At 73.0% G+C, this 16,200-nt stretch carries 13 protein-coding genes and 1 riboswitch; of the genes, 11 read left to right on the top strand and 2 right to left on the bottom strand.

All coding sequences use genetic code 11. From position 1 onward, the window contains the following. Positions 1 to 1,064: 1,064 nt before the first annotated feature. A riboswitch (cyclic di-AMP (ydaO/yuaA leader) is annotated at positions 1,065 to 1,279 on the top strand. A 7-nt stretch (positions 1,280 to 1,286) separates the two neighbouring features. The 6 genes from AC6EXY_RS11200 (at position 1,287) to purD (ending at position 8,107) form a co-directional block, all read left to right on the top strand. Further along, a complete protein-coding gene (locus tag AC6EXY_RS11200) occupies positions 1,287 to 1,967 on the top strand; it encodes a transglycosylase family protein (RefSeq protein ID WP_101830343.1) in 681 nt (226 codons plus the stop codon). A gap of 680 nt (positions 1,968 to 2,647) precedes the next feature. Continuing rightward, positions 2,648 to 3,373 carry a transglycosylase family protein gene (locus AC6EXY_RS11195; protein ID WP_499817312.1) on the top strand — a complete coding sequence of 242 codons (726 nt, stop codon included), beginning with the start codon at positions 2,648 to 2,650 and terminating at the stop codon, positions 3,371 to 3,373. Positions 3,374 to 3,433: 60 nt separating this feature from the next. Next, a complete protein-coding gene (locus AC6EXY_RS11190) occupies positions 3,434 to 3,874 on the top strand; it encodes a DUF3151 domain-containing protein (RefSeq protein ID WP_101830345.1) in 441 nt (146 codons plus the stop codon). A 182-nt stretch (positions 3,875 to 4,056) separates the two neighbouring features. Further along, positions 4,057 to 5,340 (top strand): adenylosuccinate synthase, encoded by a 1,284-nt coding sequence (locus AC6EXY_RS11185; protein ID WP_101830346.1) that lies wholly within the window; start codon positions 4,057 to 4,059, stop codon positions 5,338 to 5,340. A gap of 94 nt (positions 5,341 to 5,434) precedes the next feature. Then, positions 5,435 to 6,445, top strand: a complete 1,011-nt coding sequence (locus tag AC6EXY_RS11180; protein WP_101830347.1) for a hypothetical protein — start codon at positions 5,435 to 5,437, stop codon at positions 6,443 to 6,445. Between the two features lie 363 nt (positions 6,446 to 6,808). Continuing rightward, positions 6,809 to 8,107 (top strand): phosphoribosylamine--glycine ligase, encoded by a 1,299-nt coding sequence (purD, locus tag AC6EXY_RS11175; protein ID WP_101830349.1) that lies wholly within the window; start codon positions 6,809 to 6,811, stop codon positions 8,105 to 8,107. On the opposite strand, the gene AC6EXY_RS11170 is transcribed toward purD, so the two are convergent. After that, positions 8,104 to 8,232, bottom strand: coding sequence for a hypothetical protein (locus AC6EXY_RS11170; protein WP_499817311.1), 129 nt, complete (start codon positions 8,230 to 8,232; stop codon positions 8,104 to 8,106). The two genes, purD and AC6EXY_RS11170, sit on opposite strands and share 4 nt — an antisense overlap. A gap of 50 nt (positions 8,233 to 8,282) precedes the next feature. Here AC6EXY_RS11170 and purE point away from each other — a divergent pair, with 50 nt between their 5' ends. The 3 genes from purE to AC6EXY_RS11155 all read left to right on the top strand — a co-directional run bounded on the left by purE (position 8,283) and on the right by AC6EXY_RS11155 (position 11,314). Further along, entirely contained in the window at positions 8,283 to 8,819 is a 537-nt protein-coding gene (gene purE, locus AC6EXY_RS11165; protein WP_101830350.1) for a 5-(carboxyamino)imidazole ribonucleotide mutase, read from the top strand. Beyond that, positions 8,816 to 10,123: an adenylosuccinate lyase gene (purB, locus tag AC6EXY_RS11160; protein WP_101830351.1), complete on the top strand. Its 1,308-nt coding sequence runs from the start codon at positions 8,816 to 8,818 to the stop codon at positions 10,121 to 10,123. The genes purE and purB overlap by 4 nt, the downstream gene beginning before the upstream one ends. Positions 10,124 to 10,210: 87 nt before the next feature. Further along, positions 10,211 to 11,314, top strand: a complete 1,104-nt coding sequence (locus tag AC6EXY_RS11155) for a hypothetical protein (protein ID WP_207770170.1) — start codon at positions 10,211 to 10,213, stop codon at positions 11,312 to 11,314. Positions 11,315 to 11,490: 176 nt separating this feature from the next. On the opposite strand, the gene AC6EXY_RS11150 is transcribed toward AC6EXY_RS11155, so the two are convergent. Further along, positions 11,491 to 12,012: a hypothetical protein gene (locus tag AC6EXY_RS11150; RefSeq protein ID WP_165818235.1), complete on the bottom strand. Its 522-nt coding sequence runs from the start codon at positions 12,010 to 12,012 to the stop codon at positions 11,491 to 11,493. A 352-nt stretch (positions 12,013 to 12,364) separates the two neighbouring features. Between AC6EXY_RS11150 and AC6EXY_RS11145 the strand changes: the two genes are divergently transcribed. After that, entirely contained in the window at positions 12,365 to 13,276 is a 912-nt protein-coding gene (locus AC6EXY_RS11145; protein WP_101830354.1) for a phosphoribosylaminoimidazolesuccinocarboxamide synthase, read from the top strand. A 217-nt stretch (positions 13,277 to 13,493) separates the two neighbouring features. Then, positions 13,494 to 16,103, top strand: coding sequence for an MMPL family transporter (locus AC6EXY_RS11140; RefSeq protein WP_243407207.1), 2,610 nt, complete (start codon positions 13,494 to 13,496; stop codon positions 16,101 to 16,103). Positions 16,104 to 16,200: the final 97 nt, after the last annotated feature.

Below are 16,200 nucleotides of genomic sequence, written 5' to 3'. Positions count from 1 at the left end.
CACACCACCGGGACGGGAGGCGCGGGCGCGGGAAGACTCCGACGCCACGCGCTCCCTGGCACTCGCCGGACATGAACCATCGGAACCGTCACGACCCGGAGGAGGACCGTCGGCCGCCCGGCCGGCCGTCCCCCGCCGGGAGGCCACCGGGTTCACCGTCCGGACCGATCCGACCGCGTCAGGCCAGGTCGGCCTGACGCGGGACGAGCATTTCGCCGGGCCACCCCCACACGCCGGCCGCCGATGGGCGCACGGACCGCTTCTCGCGTTCCCTGCGCCGATTCGGGGCCCGCCCGGGTTCTCCCGGCGGGACGCCCGTCCCGCACCCGGTCAGCCCACACGTAACGGACATCGGACCCCGTTCGCCACGCCCCGGAACCTGCCGGCGTCCCATATGATGCGCGCCCCTCTCGGTCCCCCAGCCGCACGCCGCGACTGGGGGACCACTGTTTCTCGCCGAGTGGTCCACTCCGGGTCCGATGGCGGTTCACGCTCATGACCAGCACGTTTCCTGCAGATCAACCGTCACGTCCCAGACGTTCCGCCCACAGGACCATCGGACTCCCAAGGAGGGCATCTGGTCCTATCCCCGCACCTCCTGCGCCCGATGCCACTGTGTGCACTCAGCTGGACACAGGGGGTCGCCAAACGACACCAATGTAAGTAGCGACCCGATTTCCGTTGCTTTTCTCACACAGGTAGGCTGAACGGGACGAAGCGACGTAACGGGTCATCTCTCCCAGAAGCCGTCGCGGACCCCAGCAAGCACCAGCACCTCCATGTCACGCATTCAGTGCGCTTCACCACGCTCCGCTTGTCATAACCCATCGGCAAGCAGGGTGATCAGGCGCGTACAAATGCCACTCTCCGCCATGCCGCCAGGTTGATGAGCGGGCGCGCACGCGCGATACCAGCCGCACCATGGCCCCCTCAAGCAGGCGCGCCGACTGTGCTCTTTTTCACGCGCCCTATTCAATGCTTGGCGACTCGCCGGGCGGCGTGGTTATGGTCTTCGCCGTGCCGCTCAACAACGTGCGGCATTCGTCGGGCGGCACGCCGAATCCTGCCCCCGGTCGACGATTTCTCACCCACAGGCGGCAGGAACGGGGGAACCATCTCCGAGCATCGAAAGGATTCGATGCTCTCGGGGTGAAGCCGTGAGCGACGGGCACCGGACCGTGATTCGGTGCGACCACACGTCCCCAGGAAATCCCTGGCATGGCCGGGCAGTTCCCAGCCCGAATCCGACAGCTCACCTCGCAGGCGTGGGGAAGGACCACAAACACATGTCCGACGCACGTACCAGTGGCCGACAATGGAGCGCCGGAACCCGCCTCCGGACGAGGGCCCTCATGGTGGCTCCGGTCCTCGCGGCGGCGGTAGGCGGCTCCATCGTCGTCAGCCAGCCGGCGGAGGCCGCCACCACCTGGGCAGGTTTGCGGCAGTGCGAGTCCGGCGGTGACTACACGACGAACACCGGAAACAGCTACTACGGTGCCTACCAGTTCTCGGCCGGCACCTGGCGCAGCCTGGGCTACTCCGGGCTGCCGCACCAGGCGGCGCCGGCCGTCCAGGACGAGGCCGCGCTGCGCCTCGCCCAGCGCTCCGGCTTCGGGCAGTGGCCGGTCTGCGGCCGTGGCATGGGCGCCGACCAGCTCGCGGGTGGATCGTCCTCGGGCGGCGCGGCGCAGGCCTCCCGCTCGGCGCAGCGCAGCGGGCTCACCGTGGCCCCCGCGGCGGCGACCAGCCCGAACTTCACCCGCAACCTCACCACCGCGCTGGTCCGCCAGAACCGCGCCGACGTGAGCGCCTGGCAGACCCGGATGAGCCAGCTGGGCTATCCGATCGCCGTGGACGGCCACTACGGCCCACGTTCCGCCGCCGCCGCCCGCGCCCTGCAGACCGCCAAGGGTCTTCACGTCGACGGCATCGTCGGCCCGGCGACCTGGCACGCCACCTTCGGCTGAGTCCCACGCCACGCGAGCGCGCCCGTTCGACCGGTCGGCGCGCCGCCGGGCGGCACCCCATCCATCAGGTCCACCCGGCCGCCGACGCGGGGACGCGCGTCCTGGCCCCGGACCGACGTTCCCCACCCGGTGCACCGGGCAGGGGGGCACTTCCGCTCGAACCGACCGGCCCACGCCGCCGCCCGGCGCAGCGCAGCGCCATGTGGAGAAACGGGCCGGTCGGGCCGGCGTCACCTGCCCGACGCCGGCACCCGCGCCACTCCCGCTCCACCCCGTGCCCGCCGGCGCCGCCGGGCACACCCGCGCCGCCCGGCGGGGCGGCACCCCCGGGCCCCGCAGTTTGCGCGTCCCATCTGGTTACTCCGAACCACCCCGGTTTGCGTGCCCTGCGCCGGTATCGCTAGAGTGCCGATCACTCGCCATCCCGGCGAGGCTGCCCGGACGGACGCCGAGTCCTGCCCACCGGCCAGGCGGCTCGCACGAGAACGCACCGCAGAGGGCAGGAGTGGGGGACCCACCATCCGGACGTCCTCGGACGTCCTCGGGGTTAAGTCGGCTCGACCCAGCGTTTTCGATGGGGAGATCGTTATCCCGCCACCGAAGACCCGCGGCCGGTCCGGCCGGGCCATCCCAGCCCGCACCCGACAGCTCACCCCGCAGGCGAACGGGATTGGACTGGCATGCCGTCAGGTCGGCGTGGAGGCAGACACCGGGCTCCGCAGGCTCCTTCGGCCGCGAGCCGCATTCTGCGCACCACCGGTGCGGTGACGGCCATCGTCGGCAGCGGGCTCGCGGTCAGCACGGTCGCCGCGGCCCCCGCCGGGGCCGCCACCGCGGATGACTTCTCGAAGCTCCGACAGTGTGAGTCCGGCGGCAACTACTCCATCAACACCGGCAACGGGTTCTACGGTGCCTACCAGTTCGACTCCCAGACATGGCACGGGCTCGGCTACTCCGGCCTCCCGCACCAGGCAGCGCCGGCCACCCAGGACGCGGCCGCCGCCAAGCTGTACAACTCCCGAGGCTGGTCGCCCTGGCCGTCCTGTTCTCGCAAGATGGGCCTCGTCAACAATGGTCCGGCCTCCGTCGGCTCGGGCGGCGACGTCATCGAGCAGGCCATCACTCCGGCCGAGCCGCCGATGACGCTGGATCGCGCCCGCCAGGAGATGGGCGACAACTCCTACAAGGGCACCGTCCTGTCCGCCCAGTACGGCGACGACGTCCGCCCGGACGCGTTCGTCTGGCAGGCCGCGATGCGCAACAAGGGCTTCGTGCTCACCGTCGACGGCAAGTTCGGCCCGCAGTCGCAGGGCATCGCCGCGCTCTACGGGTACCTGACCCGGGTCGACGACGGCCAGCCCGGCGCCGTGGGCCAGAGCCTCTGGAACGCCAGCGTCCGCTCCTGACGGCACCGCACGGGACGCCCCCGATGCGGCCCGTCACCGCCCATGCGGCAGGATGACCCCATGACGACGTCGTCCGAGCCTGGCCAGGGCCGCAACCTGTTCTCCGGGCCACCCCCGACGCTGCTGCCCTCGGACGCCACGGCCACCGGCGCGCTCGCGGCGGGCGAGGCGCCGGTGAGCGTCGCCGCGGCGGCGCCGGCGCTGAGCGCACCCTGGGCCGCGCTCGCCGAGCAGGCGCTGGAAGCGGACCGTCCCGTCGAGGCCTACGCGTACGCGCGCACGGGCTATCACCGCGGGCTCGACGCGCTGCGCCGGGCCGGCTGGCGGGGCACCGGCCCGATCCCCTGGTCGCACGAGCCGAACCGCGGCTTCCTGCGCGCGCTCGCCGCGCTCGCCCGGGCCGCCGGCGCCATCGGCGAGTCCGAGGAGGCCGACCGCTGCCGTGCCTTCCTGGCCGACAGCGATCCGGCCGCGGCCCGCGAACTCGGCCTCGACGCCTGAGGACGCCTTCGGCGACCCGCGCCACGTGGGCGCGCGAAGGCCGCCGCGCGGCGTGACCGTTGCCGCGGTGAGTGACCGCAACCCGGGCTCAGCGTGAGCAAGGCGGTCCGGCCTGCGGCTGCGTACGCACAAGGATCCGCGCACCGGCCACACCCGGCGGTCATCCCTAGTAACCTCGCCCGGTGCCTGCTCTAGTCCTCATCGGCGCCCAGTGGGGCGACGAGGGAAAAGGAAAGGCGACCGACCTCCTCGGCGGCGCCGTCGACTACGTCGTCCGTTACCAGGGCGGCAACAACGCCGGTCACACGGTGGTCATCGGGGAGGAGCACTACGCGCTGCACCTGATTCCCAGTGGCATCCTGCGCGCCGACTGCGTGCCGGTGATCGGCAACGGCGTCGTCATCGACCCGGGCGTCCTGCTCAGCGAGATGGACGGGCTGGCCGCCCGCGGGATCGACGTGTCCCGGCTGCTGATCAGCGCCAACGCGCATCTGATCATGCCGCACCACCGGGCGCTGGACCGGGTGATCGAGCGTTACCTCGGCAAGTCCCGCATCGGCACCACCGGCCGCGGCATCGGCCCGACCTACGGGGACAAGGTCGCTCGCACCGGCATCCGGGTGCAGGACCTGCTCGACCCGGGCATCTTCCGCAAGAAGCTCGAACTCGTGCTGCGGGAGAAGAACCAGGTCCTGGCGAAGGTCTACAACCGGCGCCGGATCGAGCTCGACGAGGTGTGCGAGGAGTACGCCGGTTACGCCAAGCGCCTCGGCCCGCACATCGCCGACACCGGCCTGGTCCTGGACAAGGCGCTGCGCTCCGGCCAGGTCGTGTTGCTGGAGGGCTCGCAGGGCACGCTGCTCGACGTCGACCACGGCACCTACCCGTTCGTGACCTCGTCGAACCCGACCGCCGGCTACGCGGCGACCGGCGCCGGCATCGGCCCCACGAAGATCAATCGGGTGATCGGCATCATCAAGGCGTACACCACCCGGGTGGGCGCGGGGCCCTTCCCCACCGAGCTCGACGACAAGGTCGGCGAGGAGCTGCGCCGCATCGGCGGCGAGTTCGGCGTGACGACCGGCCGCTCCCGGCGCACCGGCTGGTTCGACGCGGTGATCGCCCGCTACGCCGTGCGGGTCAACGGCGTGACCGACCTGTTCCTCACCAAGCTGGACGTGCTGTCCGGCTTCGACCGGGTGCCGATCTGCGTCGGCTACGACATCGGCGGCGAGCGCGTCGACGAGATGCCGATGACCCAGACCGAGTTCCACCACGCCAAGCCGATCTACACCGAGCTGCCCGGCTGGCACGAGGACCTCTCCGGCGTGCGCTCGTACGCCGACCTGCCGGCGGCGGCGAAGGACTACATCAGGGCGCTCGAGGAGTTGTCCGGCGCGCCGGTCTCGGCGATCGGCGTCGGCCCTGGCCGGGACCAGACCCTGGTCATCAACGAACTGGTGTAGGCCCAGGCACGTCCCGCCCCCACTTGCGTTACGCAGAGTTACCATCCAGGCTTGGATGGTCACACACTGCAAGAGCGGGTGGGGGGTGAGGACGGTGGCCGATGCCGGCTCCCGGCCATCCGGCGACGATCGCTCCGTGCCCGGCCAGGTGCCGCCGCTGTCCACGTCCGGTTCCGCGCCAGGGCCCGGCTCCGGGCCCGCCGCGCCGGTGTCCGCGCCGGTCGAGTCCCGGCCCGCGCTGCTGGCGCCGGCGGTGCGCCATCGCTTCCTGCGCCCGACCGACTCCGACGCCTGGCACGTCGGGTTCTCCCCGACCGGCGAGGCGCTGCCCGACACGCTGACCGACGTGCTGCTGCGCGGCAGCCACGCCATCCGCAGCTCGAAGCGCGCCGAGGCGCAGCGGCTGGAACGCGCGGCCGCCGTCGCCCATCACGTCGACGCCCAGATCCGCGACTTCCTCGACTTCTGCGCGGCCGAGCACCTCACCCCACCGGTCACCGTGCGTGCCAGCTCCGCACGCTCGCGCCGGTCGGCCGCCAGCCGATACGCCGACCATCCGCTGCCCGGCATCGACGCGCACCTGCGGGCCGAGACCGCGCCCCGGGACGAGTGGCCCGAGCAGGACGCCGACGGTCCTGGCCCGGACGGGCGAGCCGGGCGCGGCCGGCATGGCCGGCGAGGCGGTTCCGACGGTCGCGGCGGTCATGACCGCCGGCCCGGTCACGGCGGTCCGGACGGCAGGGGCGAGCGGGACGGGCTCGACCGGCGGGCGGTCCGCCCCGGCGTGGACGACCACGGCGCGGCCCGCCGGCGCCGCCCGCACCGGCGCGAACGGCTCCAGGCCTGGCCGCTGCTGTACTGGCGGTGCGAGTCCTTCCCGGTCGCCGGCCGGTCGCTGCACCTGTTCGTCGAGCCGGGCGGGCGGGCCTTCGAGGGCCGGGACGACCCGGCGCCGCTGACCGTGCTCGGCCGGGAGGTCCGGGTCTGGCCGGTGGACGCGGCGGCGATCGTCGCCGAGATGGCCGAGGTGGACGCGCGCCGCTGCGCGCTGCAGCTCGTCCACGGCATGGCCCACCTGCTCTGGCGCGCCGGCGTCGGTCTCTGAGCCGCACCGCCGGCCGGCATGCCGGGTGACGCGGGCGGAACCGGGACGCACCACATGATGATCAGCGCGCGCGCTACTCTGGGACCGTGACCCGACTCGGCCCCCGCCACCTCCGGTGCCGTCCGGCGGTGCCCGCGGTATCGGACCGCCCGTCGGGTTCTCCGTCGCCGGTATCCTCGTCGCGCCCGGCCTCGGCGCCGCGCGCCGTCGACCCGCGGTGACGGCCGGGACGGTTCCCGCCCACCCCTGGCAGCACGCCGATCCGGTCACGCGCGGTGCCGGTCGTCGGCACGGTCGAGCCGAACCGGTCGGCCGACATCGCGCGCGCCGCGCCGCCCCCGTCTGCGTCCCGAGGTGAACGAGATGAAGGTCCTGGTCGTCGGCTCCGGCGGACGCGAGCACGCGCTGTGCCGGGCGCTCGCCCGCGACCCGCGGGTGGACGCGCTGGTGTGCGCGCCCGGCAACGCCGGCACCGCCGAGCTCGCCGAGCCGTACCCACTCGACGTCGCCGATCCCGACTCCGTCGCGGTGCTCGCCGAGCGGGTCGGCGCGGACCTCACCGTGATCGGTCCGGAGGTGCCGCTGGTCGCCGGCGCCGCGGACGAGCTGCGGGCCCGCGGCCTGGCGGTGTTCGGCCCGAGTGCGGCCGCCGCCCGACTGGAGGGCAGCAAGGCGTTCGCCAAACAGGTGATGCGCGCCGCCGGGGTGCCCACCGCGGCCGCCCGTGATCACACCGAGATCGAGCCGGCGCTCGCCGACCTGGACACCTTCGGCCCCCCGTACGTCGTGAAGTACGACGGGCTGGCCGCCGGCAAGGGCGTCACCGTCACCGAGGACCGCGAGGCCGCGGTCGAGGCGGTGCGGGCGAGCCTGCACGGACCGGACGACCGGGTGGTCCTGGAGGAGTACCTCGACGGGCCGGAGGTGTCGCTGTTCGCGGTGGTCACCGAGGCCGGCGCGATCCTGCCGCTGCTGCCCGCGCAGGACCACAAGCGGGTCGGCGACGGCGACACCGGCCCGAACACCGGCGGGATGGGTGCCTACGCGCCCCTGCCGTGGGCGTCGCACGGCCTGGCGGCGGAGATCGTCTCCACGGTGATCCGCCCGACGGTCGACGAGATGGCCCGGCGCGGCACACCGTTCAGCGGACTGCTGTACGCCGGGCTCGCGCTGACCACCCGTGGCCCCCGCGTGATCGAGTTCAACGTCCGCTTCGGCGATCCGGAGACGCAGGCGATCCTCGCCCTGCTCGCCACTCCCCTGACCGACGTGCTGACCGGGCGGTCGCAGCCCAGGTTCCGCTCGGGGGCGGCGATCACCGTTGTCATGGCCGCCCACGGCTACCCGGCGTCACCGCGACTGGGGGATCCGATCCTCGGGCTCGCCGCCGCCGGGTCGCTCACCGGTGTCGATGTCCTGCATGCCGGGACCAGGCGGGACATCGATGGCAGGATCGTGTCGGCCGGGGGCCGCGTGCTGTCCGTCACGGCGATCGGCTCCAACCTGGAGTCCGCGCGAGGATCTGCCTACGAGGCCATCAGCCGGATCTCGCTGGCCGGTGCGCACTACCGCACCGACATCGGCGATCCGGCGCGGATGCGCCACGCGGCCGACGTGCGCCGCGCGGACTCCGCGCCCGGGGACGGCCCGCCGCGGCACTAGCCGCCCGGCGGCACCAGCGCGGCCCGGCGGACGACGGGACGCCGCACCGGCCAGGCGGCGCGCACCGGCAGGACGTGCACCGGCAGGACGTGCACCGGCAGGACGTGCACCAGCGGGACAGGCACCAGCCAGTAAGGCAACAGGAAGTATGGCAACAGGGAGTAAGGAGCAGAGCGTGTCGCAGAGCAGCATCGGGACCGACCGTGCCCGGGTGGCCATCGTGTTCGGTTCGCCGTCGGACGCCCAGACGATGAGCAAGGCGGGCGCCACCCTGGAACGCTTCGGCGTGCCCTACGAGCAGGTCTCGCTGTCCGCGCACCGCGCGCCGCGCACCCTCGCCGACTACGTCGGCCAGCTGCGCGCCCGCGGCATCTCGGTCGTCATCGCCGGTGCCGGTCTCGCCGCCGCGCTGCCCGGCGCGGTCGCCGCCCTCACCGCGCTGCCGGTCATCGGCGTGCCGATCTCCGGCGGGGCGCTCGACGGCATGGACTCGATGCTTGCCATCGCCCAGATGCCCCCCGGCGTCCCGGTCGCGACCGTCGGGCTGAACAACTCCACGAACGCGGCGATCCTCGCCACCCAGATCCTCGCCCTGTCCGACCCGGACCTGAGCCTGAGGCTCGCCGAGTTCAAGGACGACTTCGAGCGCAACGCCGCCGAGGGCCTCGCCGCGCTCGCCGCGGAGACCGCCGGCGCCGGCGCGGGTCAGTGATCGGCCGGTACACCCTGCCCGAGATGGGCCGGGTCTGGTCGGAGGCGCACAAGTACGAGCTGTGGTGCCAGGTCGAGGTGCTGGTCATGGAGGCGCACGCCGCCGCCGGCCGGATCCCCGCCGACTCTGTGGAGCCGGTCCGGGCCGCGCCCGCGCCGACGCCCGAGGCCGTCGCCGAGGTGGAGGCCGTCACCCAGCACGACGTGATCGCCTTCCTCACCGCCTGGGCGGACCGCACCGAGCCGCGCTCGGCCGCCGCCTACGTCCACTTCGGCATGACGTCGTCGGACCTGCTGGACACGGCGCTCGCGCTGCAGCTCGTCGAGGCCACCGACATCCTGCTGGCGAAGGCGGACACGCTGGTCGCGGCCCTGCGCGACCTGGGCCTGGAGCACCGCGGCACCCTGCGCGTCGGCCGGACCCACGGCATCCACGGCGAGCCGACCGTCTTCGGCCACCGGGTCGCCGACCTGGCGTTCGGCCTGGCCCGCTGCCGCGACCGGCTGCGCGCCGCCCGCGCCGACGTGGCGCTCGCCAAGATCTCCGGCGCGGTCGGGACGTACTCGAACATCGAGCCGGACGTCGAGGCGTACGTCGCCGAGCGCCTCGGGCTGCGCCCCACGCCGGTGGCGACCCAGGTGGTGCTGCGCGACGGCATCGCGAACTGGGTAGCCGCACTCGCGGGTCTGGCGACCGTCTGCGAGGCGGTGGCGCTGGAGGTGCGCCACGGTCAGCGCACGGAGGTCCGGGAGCTGTCCGAGCCGTTCGGCTCCGGGCAGAAGGGTTCCTCCGCGATGCCGCACAAGAAGAACCCGATCATGTCGGAGCGGATCGCCGGCCTCGCCCGGATCGTCCGCGCCCAGTACGTCCCCGTGCTGGAGGGCGTGCCGCTGTGGCACGAGCGGGACATCTCCCACTCGTCCACCGAGCGCGTCGCCCTGCCGGACGCCTCCGCCGGCGTCGACTACCTGCTGCAGCTGACCACCCGGCTGGTCCGCGGCCTGGTCGTCGACGTCGAGAGGATGCGCGCCAACCTCGACGCCACCGGCGGGCTGGTCTACACCTCGGCCGTCCTGCTGGAACTGGTCGAGACCGGCCTGTCCCGCGAGGATGCCTACGCCATCACCCAGGCCGCGGCGATGGACACCTGGCGCACCTCCGTCCCGTTCCGGGAGACGCTGCGCAAGCACGCCGCCGACCGCGGCCTCCCCCTCGACGAGGCCCGCCTCGACGCCGTCAGCCGCCCCGACCGCTACACCGAACGCCTAGGCCCCGTCTTCGACGCCCTCGCCGTCCTCACCTGACCCGGCCCACCGCGGAACGGTCCGGCGCGGTCACCATCACGGCGACCGGACCGTTCCAACAACACCGGAATCGTCGCGCCCGACGATGTGATCGAGCGCCTGGGGGCTGGCCGGCGGCCCGCCGTCATCGTCACCGTGAACGGATACGAGTACCGGACCACGGTCGGCGTGATGGGGGGCAGGCCCAGGATCAGCCTGCGCATCGGGATTCGATCTCCAGAGTTCCGCCGCCCTCGTTCTGACGAGGAAAATCCCGCTTCACCCATTTCAGCCGCCCTTGCGCTGATTTCCCGCGACCGCCGAAGCCCATCTGAAAAAATCCAACTCCACCCAAAGGAAGGATCTTGCTGCAGTTATGAAAACCGCCTAACCTGCATGATCATGACTACCTCGTCCGCATGGGGCCGATCAGTCGCCTCATTGAGCGCGATCGCGATTTCGGGAACCCTGGTCGCGTTCGGCGCCGCGCCCACGATGGCCGTCGCGGGCACGCGACCGCATTCCGTCGCGACCCACCCCACCCGACATTCCGGCCATTCCCCGGCGGACAACGGCGACCTGGCCGATATCGCCCTGGAGTCGATCCCAGCGTGGCTCCTCACCGACAAGGCGACTCGATCATCCATCGGCGAGCTGGTCACCTTCGTCGGCGGCCTCGACCTGCGGACGCCGGCCGGGAAGGTCCCCCGGACGCCGGCCGAGTTCGAGCAGGTCATCGACAACGCTGCCCGGGCGTTCGTCCTCAGCCCGACGGCCGGGAAGGCGGCCGGCACACCGCTCACACGGTTCGCCGGAGAGCCTGCTCCAGGCCACCCGGACGGGCACGCCGACGGAAAGGCGCCGCCGACCACCACGACACCCCGACGGGATATCGACGAGAACTCCGTGATCGGGTATCTCCTGGACCACGGGCGAACCTTCCTCGAGTCCCCGGGTGTCCAGGACGAACTCGCCACGCTGCTTCCCGGCCACACGGCGCTCCTGCACCAACTGCCGGACCTCGCGGAATCCGCAGCGCGAGCCGCACTGGACCAGGTCCACATGTCCTATGGCTCGATCCACGACTACGCGATCAGAGGACTGGCGCTGAGCCCGGAGACGGTCCGCACCCTGTGCGGGGAGGTCCTCAGCGCCCCCGGCCGGCCTGGACCAGCAGTCGACCGACCGAGTCGAGCTCAGTCCGCCGTGTAGTCGGAGCTGTCCCTGCATGCGTCGTAGTCGGCGGCGTCCAGGCCCTTTTCCTGTGCTGGAGCCACCGGCCAGTCCTTCGGGTAACGGAGTTGCCGCCGCGAGCTCCGCGAAGCGGACCGGATCAACGTGGGTCAGCCGTCGGGCCTCAGTCGCCATCGACGTGGCCAGGCGCCGCGTCAGTGGATGGCGACTTCGAGGAGGATGAGGATGATGCCGAGCAGCGCGCTGCCGGTGGTGTAGCGGGCGAGGCGCCAGCGGGTGAGACCGGCGGCGTGGCCGGCGCGGTATCCCCACAGGGTGAGCAGGACGACACAGGTCCACAGGGACGCTTCCTGGGCGTTGTCGACGGAGGCGCCGGCGAGCCGGGCCAGCACGAGCGCCAGCACCGGCAGCAAGCAGGCCCGAGCCAGTGGCCAGTTCGCCATCAGCGCCGTTCGGGCGGTCTCAAACCCGGACCACCGCGCCGGTCTCGTCCGGGATGCCGACCCCGGCGCGGAGGATGCCGGCGCGGACGACCCTGCCGCGGACAGCGACGTCCCGGTGTCGATCATGGCCGGTTCGAGCGGCCGCCCGAGCGCGTGCGCGTAGCCGTGGGCGAGCCAGAAGACTGCCACCGTGACCAGCACGTCGGAGACGATGTTGGCGAGCGGCTCGTGCCGGGGATCCTGCGCCGCGATCAGGCCGGCGGTGAGAACCACCCCGTAGATCCCGGGCTCCGCCCGACCGCCGAGCCTCCGACCGTTCGACCCGCGGGAAGCAGTGGCCTCAGCGATCTCAGACAGGTCGGTCCCAGGCAGGTCGGTCCCAGAGGCGGCGGGCCTCAACACAGGGGGATGCGGTTCAGGTGGAGGCGGCGCGGCGGGCCTCAGCGCCGGCGGAGGCGGCGCGGGGGTGGCCGGTGGACGCGCGGGGTCGCGGGCGCCGCCGTCCGGGTCGCTCGGGGTGCCCACGCGGACCATGCTCGGGGGCGGGAAGCGGTTCCGCATGTCGGGCGCATGGCGTGTGGCGCAGTGGGCGGCGGGCGTTGTCCCAGGTGGGTACGGTCGGGGCATGCCGCTGACACATGAGGAGTTCGCCGGGCTCACCCACCTGGGTTCCGGCAAGGTCCGGGAGCTGTTCGCCGTGGGGGACGACGCCGTGCTCCTGGTCGCCAGCGACCGGATCTCCGCGTTCGACGTCGTCCTGCCCACCGAGATCCCCGACAAGGGGGCCGTGCTGACCGGGCTGTCGCTGTGGTGGTTCGACCAGCTCGCCGACCTGGTCCCGTCGCACGTCATCAGCTCCAACGTCGACGAGTACCCGGCGGAGCTCGCGCCGTACACCGAGCAGCTGCGCGGGCGGTCGATGCTGTGCCGCCGCCTCGACATGGTGCTCATCGAGTGCGTCGCCCGCGGCTACCTGACCGGCAGCGGGCTGAAGGACTACCAGCGCACCGGCGCCGTCAGCGGCCACCCGCTGCCCGCGGGGCTGGCGGACGGCAGCCGCCTGCCCGCGCCGATCTACACGCCGTCGACGAAGGCGCCGATCGGCCAGCACGACGAGAACATCAGCCGCGCCGACGCCGCCGGGCGCATCGGTGACGAGCTCGCCGCCGAGCTGGAGCGGCTCACCCTGCAGATCTTCGGGCGGGCCACCGACCTGGCCGCCGAGCGGGGCATTCTGCTCGCCGACACGAAGTTCGAGTTCGGCCACGACGCGGAGGGCACGCTGCGCCTCGCCGACGAGGTGCTCACCCCGGACTCCTCGCGGTTCTGGCCGGAGGACACCTGGTCGCCGGGCGGCGCGCAGCCGTCGTTCGACAAGCAGTACATCCGGGACTACCTGATCGGCACCGGCTGGGACCGCACCGAGCCCGGCCCCGAGCTGCCCGAGGACGTCGTCGAGGCCACCCGGGCCCGCTACGTCGAGGCCTACGAGCGGCTGACCGGCATCTCCTTCAAGGACTACCTGGCCACCGCCTGACGTCCTCGGCCCTGGCTGAGCGCACCCGACGGCGACACTCACGCGGTCGGTCGGTGCCGCGGGACCCGGGCCGCGAGCGCGGAACGCACGGCCGGGGTGGGGGTAGCCCCACCCCGGCCATGCGGATGTCCACAGCGGCAGGTCGGCGGATGGCCGCAGGGGGAACTCGGTAGCCCGCCGCAGTGACCTTCAACGGCTGGAACGAGATCGTCGTTCCATGCCCAGGACGCCTCGCACGACGCCAGTTTCCCCAGGTCAGACGGCCGGATCCGGCTCGCCGCCCGATCCGCCGGGCAGCCACCACCCGACGCACCTGGCCGCCCGCGCGGCACGCTGGAGCGTCCGGCACCGCAAGCTGGCGGTCATCGGCTGGCTGGTGGGGATCGCCCTGGCGATGGTGCTCGGCAACATCGCCGGCACCGACAAGCTGGGCAACGACGACTACGGCGTCGGCGAGCAGGCCCGGGCGGAGCACACCCTGCACGACCACGGCTTCGTCGCCGCGGACAGCGAGAACATCCTCATCCAGCGGCGCACCCCGGCCGCCGACGAGGCGGCGCTGCTGGCCGACCCACAGATCCGCGCCGCCCTCGCCGACATCACCACCCGGGTCCGCGACAGCGGGGTCGCCACCGGGATGCGCGCACCGCTGCCCGTCCAGGGCGTCACCACCGATCCGGGGCTCGTCTCCCACGACCGCCGCTCCGTGCTGCTCACGTTCGACCTGAAGGGCGATGAGGACCACCACGCCTCCGTCGACCCGACGCTCGACGCCACCGCGGCCGTCCAGAAGGCCCATCCCGGCGTGTCCGTCGAGCAGTTCGGGGACGCGAGCTCCGACAAGGCGCTGGGCGACACCGTCGGCAAGGACTTCCACCGCGCGGAGCTGCTCGCCATCCCGCTGACCCTGGGCATCCTGCTGGCCGTGTTCGGCGCCGTGGTCGCCGCCGTCATCCCGATGGGGCTGGCGCTGACCGCGTTCATCGGCTCGCTGGGCCTGGTCGCGCTGATCAGCAAGGCGCTGCCCACCAACGACACCGCGACCTCGGTGATGCTGCTGATCGGCCTGGCGGTCGGCGTCGACTACGCGCTGTTCTACATCCGCCGGGAGCGCGAGGAGCGGGCCGCCGGGCACGGGCCGCAGCGCGCTCTGCAGATCGCGGCGGACACGTCCGGGCACACCATCCTCACCTCCGGCCTCACCGTCGCCGTGTCCATGGCGGGGCTGCTCATCACCGGCATGTCGGTGTTCAGCGGGATCGCGATCGGCACGATCCTCGTGGTTCTGGTCGCGGTCCTCGGGTCGCTGACCGCACTGCCAGCGCTGCTGTCGATGCTCGGCGACCGGGTGGAGCTGCTGCGCCTGCCGTGGCGGCGGCGCGTCGGTGCCGGCCGGGCCGGGAGGCGGGGCCGCCGTGGCCGCCGGGGCGCGCAGCCGGCCGGGGAGCCGGAGCTCGGGCCGCAGGACGAGGTGGCCGCCCGGCACCGCAGCTACCAGCGGCACCTGGCCCGGCCGGGCGTGATGGGACGGCTGCTGCGCCGGCCCGCGCCGGTCGCCGCGATCACCGGTGGCCTGCTGCTCCTGCTCGCCCTGCCCGCCCTCGGCATGCACACCGCCGAGCCCGGCGTCGACGACATCCCCAAGAACCTGCCGATCATGAAGACGTACGACCGGCTGTCCGCGGCCTTCCCCGGCGGTCAGGTGCCCGCCGTCGTCGTCGTGTCCACCACCGACGGCAGCCCCGTGACCAGCCCGGCGGCCGCCCAGGCCATCGACGCGCTGCGCACCCGGGCGGTCGCCTCCGGGCGGATGTTCGACCCGGTCACCGTCACGCTCACCCCGGACCGTCAGGCGGCCCGGGTCGCGATCCCGCTCGCCGGCAGCGGCACGGACGACGAGTCGATCAAGGCGCTGCACACGCTGCGCGGCACCGTGATCCCGGAGACGGTCAAGAAGGTCCCGAACCTGCGCGCCGACGTCACCGGCATGACCGCCGGCTCCGCCGACTTCAACGCCCAGCTGAAGTCCCGCACCCCGCTGGTCATCGGCTTCGTGATGGTGCTGGCGTTCGCGCTGCTGCTCGCCGCGTTCCGCAACGCGCTGGTCGCCGCCGTCGCCGTCGGGCTGAACCTGCTGTCGGTCGGTGCCGCCTACGGGCTGCTCGTCGCCGTCTTCCAGCACCACTGGGCCGATGGCCTGCTCGGCTACACCTCGACCGGCGCGGTGACCAACTGGCTGCCGCTGATGCTGTTCGTCATCCTGTTCGGGCTGTCCATGGACTACCAGGTCTTCGTGCTCAGCCGGGTGAAGGAGGCCCGCGAGGACGGCCTGAGCATGCGGGAGGCGGCGACGGTCGGCGTGCGGCGCAGCGCCGGGGTGGTGACCAGCGCGGCCGTCATCATGGTCGCGGTGTTCTCGATCTTCGCGACGCTGTCGCAGGTCAGCATGAAGCAGCTCGGCGTGGGCCTCGGCGCCGCGATCCTCCTCGACGCCACCCTGATCCGGGTCATCCTGATGCCCGCCGTGCTCACCCTGCTCGGTGAGCGGATCTGGACCGACCGCCGGCCCGGCCCGGGCACCGACCTGGACGACCGCACCCGGCCGAACCTGCCCGCCCAGCCCGTCGGCGCGTCCGCCGGACGGATCGACGCCCGATACGGCCAGGCCGGCGAGTTCAGCTACGCCGCCGGCGAGTCGGTCACCGACCGCGACCCGCGCCCCCAGTCCGAGCCGCGATCCTGGTCCCCGCTCCAGCCCCACCAGCAGCCGCAGACCCGGCCCCGGCCGGACTACCCGACGCCACGCTGGACCCTCCCCCCGGCCTGACGCACCCCCGCCCCCTCGACCGCGCCGTCCCCGCCCGCCCCGAAGTGCCACTGGTCGGACCGAGCATCATGTCGGTCCGACCAGTGGCTTTCGTCAT

The sequence above is a fragment of the Frankia sp. RB5 genome, from assembly GCF_059816245.1.
Note: the sequence above shows the minus strand (reverse complement) of the source record. Positions and strands in the feature narration are given on the sequence as shown.